4 protein-coding genes are annotated in these 7,346 nt (G+C 73.4%); 2 read left to right on the top strand and 2 right to left on the bottom strand.

The window, feature by feature from the left end; all coding sequences use genetic code 11:
* Positions 1-39: 39 nt before the first annotated feature.
* Positions 40-1,800: an ATP-binding SpoIIE family protein phosphatase gene (locus tag RM609_RS20935; RefSeq protein WP_311612989.1), complete on the bottom strand. Its 1,761-nt coding sequence runs from the start codon at positions 1,798-1,800 to the stop codon at positions 40-42.
* Between the two features lie 279 nt (positions 1,801-2,079).
* Entirely contained in the window at positions 2,080-3,405 is a 1,326-nt protein-coding gene (locus tag RM609_RS20930) for an NAD(P)/FAD-dependent oxidoreductase (RefSeq protein WP_311613018.1), read from the bottom strand.
* Positions 3,406-3,916: 511 nt separating this feature from the next.
* On the opposite strand from RM609_RS20930, the gene RM609_RS20925 reads away from it, so the two are divergent.
* Together RM609_RS20925 and RM609_RS20920 are read left to right on the top strand one after the other, a co-directional pair.
* Entirely contained in the window at positions 3,917-4,666 is a 750-nt protein-coding gene (locus tag RM609_RS20925; protein WP_311612987.1) for a TetR/AcrR family transcriptional regulator, read from the top strand.
* Between the two features lie 565 nt (positions 4,667-5,231).
* Entirely contained in the window at positions 5,232-7,346 is a 2,115-nt protein-coding gene (locus RM609_RS20920) for a sigma-70 family RNA polymerase sigma factor (RefSeq protein WP_311612985.1), read from the top strand.

The raw sequence follows: 7,346 nt of genomic DNA, 5'->3' as shown, positions 1-7,346 counted from the left end.
AGCGAAAGCTTCCGCCAGGCCCACCCCTTTATTCATGGGTCATGGGTACTCGTGGACGCCCACGCCCGGCAGCGCGAACTCGCACCAGACGGCCTTGCCGCCGCCGGGGGTGCGGCGCGATCCCCAGGACGAGGCGATGGTGGCGATGATCGAGATGCCGCGGCCGGCCTCGTCCGCGGGCTCGGCGCGGCGGCGGCGCGGCAGGTGGTCGTCGCCGTCGGTGACCTCGATGATCAGGCGGCGGTCGGTGCGGCGCAGCCGGAGCCGCATGGGCGGTTCGCCGTGCTGGAGGGAGTTGGCCACGAGCTCGCTGGCGGCCAGGACGCCCAGGTCGCGGAGCTCGGTGGGGAAGCGCCAGCTGGCGAGGACGCCCGAGGCGAAGGCGCGGGCGCGGGGCGCGGCCTCGATGCCGCCGAGGAGCTCGAGCGCGGCGTTGTGGAAGAGCTCTGCGTCGTGGCCGGTGCGGAAGGGGTGCTGGAGGACGAGGAGGGCGACGTCGTCGTCGTGTTCCTGGGTGACGCCGAGGGCGCGGATGAGGCGGTCGCACATGACCTGGGGTGAGCCGGTCGCACCCGCGAATGCCCGCTCGAGTGCGGCGACGCCTTCGTCGATGTCCTCGTGGCGGCGTTCGACCAGGCCGTCCGTATAGAGGACGGCGCTGGAGCCGGGGCCGAGGGGCATGCTGCCGGAGGTGTGGAGCCAGCCGCCGGTGCCGAGCGGGGGGCCGGTGGGCTCGGCGGCCCGGTGGATGGTGCCGTCGGGGTCGCGGACGAGGATCGGCAGATGGCCCGCCGAGGCGTAGACGAGGCGGCCCTCGTTGGGGTCGTGGACGGCGTAGGCGCAGGTGGCGATCTGGGTGGCGTCGATCTCGGCGGCGAGGCCGTCGAGGAGCTGGAGGACCTCGTGGGGTGGGAGGTCGAGGCGCGCGTAGGCCCGTACGGCGGTGCGGAGCTGGCCCATGACGGCGGCCGCGCGGACGCCTCGGCCCATGACGTCGCCGATGACGAGCGCGGTGCGGCCGGCGCCGAGGGTGATGACGTCGTACCAGTCGCCGCCGACGGCGGTGTCGCTGCCGCCGGGCTGGTAGGTGGCGGCGACGCGGAGGTCGTCGGGCTGCTCCAGCTCCTGGGGGAGGAGGCTGCGCTGGAGGGTGACGGCCGCCTCGCGCTGGCGGCGTTCGCTGGCGCGCAGTCGTTCCGCGGCTTCCACCTGGTCGGTGACGTCGGCGGCGAAGACGAGGACGCCGCGCCGGCTGTCCCCCCTGTCCTTGTCGGCGGTTTCCTCGCCGACCGGGCCGTCGTCGCCGACGTCGATGGGGGTGCAGGTGAAGGTGTAGTAGCCGTGGCGGCCGGCGGCGACGGGGACGCGGCGGGACTTGACCGTGCGGGGTTTGCGGCTGCGTAGTACCTGGTCCATCAGGGGGAGCAGACCGAGCTCCACGAGCTCGGGGAGGGCGTCGCGGGCGGGGGTGCCGGGGGTGCGGGGGCCGAAGAGGGCGGCGTAGGCGTCGTTGACGTAGGCGATGCGGTGCTCGGGGCCGTAGACGACGGCGACGAGGGCCGGGACCGTGCCGAGGATGTCGTGGACGGAGAGCGCGTCCAGGCGGGGGACGGACTCGGTCTCCGGCGCCGGGGCGGACTCGGCCCGGGCGGCGGGCACGGTGCCGGGGCCGGAGGGCCCGCTACCGCCGGGGGGCGCGGGCTGTGGCTGCTGCGGGGGCGTGGCGGGCGTGCGGTCGGCGCGCGCCGCTGCTCGGCGCTGCGTTCCGGGGAGCCGGGCGCTCCAGCGGGTGAAGTTCACTGAGGATTACCTCGCGGAGTCGTTCCGGGTCAGCTCGGCGACGTGGGATGCCTTGCGGGGTGGCGGTGCCGCGCGCCCGGCTCGGCGGCGCGGTTGGCGGTGCGGGGGCCGGCCCCCGGGGGAGTGCAGCAAACGTCCGGATCCTCATGATTGTTACTCTTCGCGGCTACCAGCCCACCCATGGTCACACGTCCAGTGTGGCCGACGGGTCCGACATTCGTCAGACGCCGCGTCCCAAAAAAGGCGTTCCCGTGCTCAGGGCCGTGCCCGTCGCCGGCGTCAACTGGCCTCCGGGTGGCGTCCGGTGCCCGCCGCGAGCTCGAATTCGGCCCGGGGGTTCTCCAGCGAGCCGAGCGAGACGATCTCGCGTTTGAACAGCCCGGCGAGGGCCCAGTCTGCGAGGACGCGCGCCTTGCGGTTGAGGGTGGGGACCCTGCTGAGGTGGTAGGCGCGGTGCATGAACCACGCGGGGTAGCCCTTGAGCTTCCTGCCGTAGACGTGGGCGACGCCCTTGTGGAAGCCGAGGGAGGCGACGGAGCCGACGTACTTGTGGCGGTAGTCCTGGAGGTCGTGGCCGCGGAGGGAGGCGATGACGTTCCGGGCGAGGACCTTGGCCTGGCGCACGGCGTGCTGGGCGTTGGGGGCGCAGGTCGTGTCGGCCTGGCCGGCGGTGAGGTCGGGGACGGCCGCGGCGTCCCCGGCGGCCCACGCGTGGGGGACGCCGTCCACGCCGAGGGCGGCGGTGCAGACGAGCCTGCCTCGTTCGTCGAGGGGCAGGTCGGTGGCGGCGAGGATGGGGTGGGGTTTGACACCGGCGGTCCATACGAGCGTGCGGGTGGGGAAGCGGGAGCCGTCGCTGAGCACGGCTACGCGGTTCTCGCAGGACTGGAGGCGGGTGTCGAGGCGTACGTCGATATTGCGGCCGCGCAGTTCCCGGATGGCGTACCGGCCCATCTCCGCGCCGACTTCGGGGAGGATGCGGTGGCTCGCCTCGACCAGGATGAACTTCAGGTCTTCGGGCTGGACGTTGTGGTAGTAGCGGGTGGCGTAACGGGCCATGTCCTCCAGCTCGGCGAGCGCCTCCACGCCCGCGTAGCCGCCGCCGACGAAGACGAAGGTGAGGGCGGCGTAGCGGACTTCGGGGTCGCGGGTGGAGGAGGCGATGTCGAGCTGTTCGAGGACGTGGTTGCGCAGGCCGGTGGCCTCCTCGACCGTCTTGAAGCCGATGCCGTGGTCGGCGAGGCCGGGGACGGGGAGGGTGCGGGAGATGGAGCCGGGAGCGAGGATCAGCTCGTCGTAGTGGAGGTCGACGGCTCCGGTGCCCTCTTCCGCGGTGGCGAGGGTCTTGACGGTGGCGGTGCGGTTCTCGTGGTCGATGGCGGTGACTTCGCCGGTGAGGACCTGGCATTTGGCGAGGACCTGGCGCAGGGGGACGACGACGTGCCGGGGCTGGATGGAGCCTGCGGCGGCCTCGGGCAGGAACGGCTGGTAGGTCATGTACGGCTCGGGGTCGATGACCAGGATGTCGGCCTCGCCGCGCTTGAGCTTCCGCTGGAGGTGGAGGGCGGCGTACATCCCCACGTAGCCGCCGCCGACGACCAGGATGCGGGCGGGGGCGGAGGCTTCCTGGGCGGGGGCCCCGGTGGCCGGATCGGTTCCCGCCGGTGCGGGTTTCCGCCCCTCCCGCTCCTGCCGTCCCTCGTGCCTCTCACGCGCCGGTCCGCTCTCCAAGGCCCTCTTCCTCCTCGCGCTGCCGCGTCGTCCTGGCATCGTCCTCGCGTTGTGGCACAGCTCCTTCCCATGACGCATCGGTCTCAGTGGTTTGTCCACAGGCCTTTTGAAATGTACGACCGGCGCCGGAGCTGATCCGTCCATGCGAAGAGGCTCGTCAAGTAGGAAAAATTCGCAGGTCAGAGGGGATGCGACAGGGTCGGGCGGTGGTGCAGAATCAAAGGGGATCAGGCCTGTACTCCAATCGGGGACGGCCTGTGCGGAACTACCCCCTTCTTTCTTGACCTGGGCTCAACTATGTTCGTACTCCGTCGGGGTGTCGAGACGTGCCCCGGCAGTCAGGGCGGGGAGTCTCCGGGGGGAGACGTCATAACCGGGGGAACGTATGACCATTCAGAGCTCTCATTGGTCTGCCGCTGTCGCGACGACGGCCGACGGCACGAGTGGCCGTAATACGCCGTTGCGCGTGGATGCTCAGCGCAATCTGGAACATGTTCTGCGGGCGGCTCGCGAGGTCTTCGGCGAGCTGGGGTACGGGGCGCCGATGGAGGACGTGGCGCGCCGGGCCCGGGTGGGAGTGGGGACGGTCTACCGCCGCTTCCCCAGCAAGGACGTGCTGGTCCGGCGGATAGCCGAGGAGGAGACGGCACGCCTCACCGAGCAGGCGCGCACCGCGCTGGGGCAGGAGGACGAGCCGTGGTCGGCGCTGTCCCGGTTCCTGCGCACGTCGGTGGCGTCGGGCGCGGGCCGGCTGCTGCCTCCGCAGGTGCTGCGGGTCGGCGTCGACGTGGAGGCCGAGGAGCTCCGCGAGCGGGTTCCGGCGCGGGTGCCGCAGCAGCGGCAGCCCATGGGCGCCGGGGGCCAGCTGCACGAGCTGCGGCTCGTCGAGCAGCGGCCGACGGCGGTCCAGGAGCGGGACGACGCGGGTGCGGCGGCCCTGCTGGACGTCGTGGGCCGGCTGGTGGAGCGGGCGCGCTCGGCGGGTGAGCTGCGCGCCGATGTGACCGTCGCGGATGTGCTGCTGGTGATAGCGACGGCCGCGCCGTCCCTGCCGGACGCGGCACAGCAGGCGGCGGCCTCGTCGCGGCTGCTGGACATCCTGCTGGAGGGCCTGCGGTCCCGTCCCGCGCGGTAGTCGTCCGCGGTCGGTCGTCCGCTGGTTGGCGGAGGCTGTGATGTGACGGTTGCCGTCGGCGGCGCTGGTCGTCGGCGTCGGCAACCGCCCTTCTATCGTCGGTTCTCGTGACCATCGGTATTCCGGCCCGGCCAGGGCCCGGACGGGTGGTTGCCGTCGGTGAAGTGATCCTGCCGCGTTCCCGTATGCGAGGCTGCTCGGAGTTCGAGTGTGCCGGCGTGTACGGGGAGCCTGCGCTATGAGTGTTGACGGGCGGGAAGAGCCTCGCGGGAGCGACGGGGCCGGCGATCCTTCGCCGCTGCACAAGGTGCCCGATCAGGGAGGGTCGTCCGCGCCCTCCCCCGATCCGGGACCCGACTCCCTCTCCGGCGCCCTGGACCTGTGGTTCGGGCCCGTCGGTTCAGGGGTGCCGGCGCCGAGGGACAGTGGCCGGGCGGATGCCGAGCCGGTGGTGACAGACCGGGGTTCTTCCGGCATTCCCACACAGACCGATGCCGCCGGTTGTACCGAGAACGGTGCGCCGGTCGATGATGCGGGTGTGCGGGAAGACCAGGAAGACACGGATGTGCCACCGTCCGACCTCGAGCTGGTCGCACAGCTGCGCGGTGGGGAGAGCGGCGGGGCGTACGAGGAGCTGTACCGGCGCCATGCCGGCGCGGTCCGCCGGTATGCCCGTAGCTGCTGCCGTGACGACCACACCGCCGAGGACCTGACCAATGAGGTCTTCGCCGCCACACTCCAGGCGGTGCGGGGCGGCTCCGGGCCGGACACGGCGGTACGGGCGTATCTGCTGACCACGGTGCGGCGGGTCGCGGCGGCCTGGGGGCGGACGACCCGGCGGGAGCATCTCGTCGAGGACTTCGCCGTCTTCGCGACCTCGTCCGCGGTGGCGTCCGTCGCCGCCGAGGACGACACGCTGGGGCTCGGCGCGGACGTACGGGCCATGCAGGAGGCCGAGGAGACCCTGGCCGTGCGGGCGTTCCGCAGCCTGCCCGAGCGGTGGCAGACGGTCCTCTGGCACACCACCGTGGAGGAGGAGTCGCCGAGCGAGGTGGCACCGCTCCTCGGGCTGACCGCCAATGCCACGGCGGTGCTGGCGCACCGGGCGCGCGAGGGACTGCGGCAGGCGTATCTCCAGGCCCATGTGAGTACGTCGCTGACGTCCGGTGGCGAATGCTCGCGCTACGCGGACCGGCTCGGCGCGTACGCGCGCGGCAGTCTGCGGGCCCGGGCCGAGCGGGGGATGCGCAGGCATCTGGAGGGGTGTTCGCGCTGCCGTATGGCGGCGCGGGAGGTCGCGGACGTCAACGCGCAGCTGCGCGGGCTGCTGCCGGTCGCGGTCATCGGCTGGTTCGCCGCCGACTGGTCGCTCAAGGCGGCGTCCGGGCTCGCCACAGGCGCCGCGGGAGCGGCCGGGGCGGCGGGAGCCGCTGCCGTGAGCACGGGTGCGGGCGCCGGGGCGGATGTGGGTGCCGGTGCGAGTGCTGGGTCGGGTGCCGGTTCGGGCGCCGGTTCGGGCGCCGCCGGTTCGGGCGCCGCCGGTTCGGGCGCCGCCGGTTCGGGTGCCGGTGCTGCGGGAAGCGGGAGTGGAGGCGCGGGCGGCGCGGGCACTGCGGGGAGCGGGGCCGGGACGGGCGGGTCGGCTTCGGCGGGGTCCGGGGCGGCGGGGTCCGGGGCGTCCGGATCGGGGGCGACGGGGTCCGGGGCGTCCGGGTCCGGGGTCGCGGCGCAGGGGCTGGGACTGGCGGCGAAGGTCGCGCTCGTCGCGGGGACGGTGGCCGCCGCCGGGGCGGTCATCGCGTACACCCTCGCGTCCGGGACGTCCGCGCCGCCGGAGAAGCCTCTGGCCAAGAACACCGTGGCCCCCGCCCTGCCGACGCCGCGCGCGCCGAAGGCGACGCCCAGGCTGACCGCCTCGGAGGGCCCGACGGTCCCACCCGCGCTGGTGGCGAAGCCCGTGGCGGGCCCTTCGGGCACGCACGCGAGCACGGACGCGAGCACGGACGCGTCGGCCGGCGCCTCGCCCTCGGCGCCCACGCCCTCCGCGTCGCGCACCCCATCGGCCTCCGCGTCGGCCTCCACATCGGCGGCCGCGACGGGGTCCGGGTCCGGGCCCACCGCTCACGCCCCCACGGCCCACCCGTCCTCCCCCACCTCGAAACCCAAGCCCAAGCCCACGCCCACGCACAAGCCCGACCCCACGTCCGCGCCCGAGCCGAAGCCCACGAACAAGCCCCGGCCCCCGGCGGTCTTCCAGCTCAACCAGCTGGAGTACAGCGGGCTCGGCGACGGTTCGCAGCCCGAGGTGCGGTTCGGCGCGAGCAGTTGGCTGTGGCAGCGGTACGGCGGTGTCCGCATCGGCGGTACGGCGTACCGCCACGGGGTGACCGTCCACGCCGCGTCGTCGGTGACGATCGACCTCAACCGGTCCTGTACGTCCTACGACGCCATGGCGGGACTGGACGACATGTCGTTCGGGCTGGGCACGGTCACGTTCTCCGTCTACGCGGACGGTTCGCGAATGTGGAGTTCGGGCCCGGTGCGGGCCGGGCAGGCGGCGGTGCCGGTCCATGTGCCGCTGACGGGTCGCAAGACGCTGCGCCTCGTCGTACAGCCGGTGTCCGCGTGGGACCGGGTGGCGGTGCCGGACTGGGCGCTGGCCCGGATCAGCTGCGGCTAG

Source organism: Streptomyces hesseae, from assembly GCF_031845785.1.
Taxonomy (GTDB): Bacteria; Actinomycetota; Actinomycetes; order Streptomycetales; family Streptomycetaceae; genus Streptomyces; species Streptomyces hesseae.
This window is presented reverse-complemented; position numbering and strand designations above follow the sequence as displayed.

What these genes read in the sequence shown, in the direction of transcription:
- RM609_RS20925 (WP_311612987.1), top strand. Translation starts at nt 3,917, where the DNA reads ATGACCATTCAGAGCTCTCATTGGTCTGCCGCTGTCGCGACGACGGCC.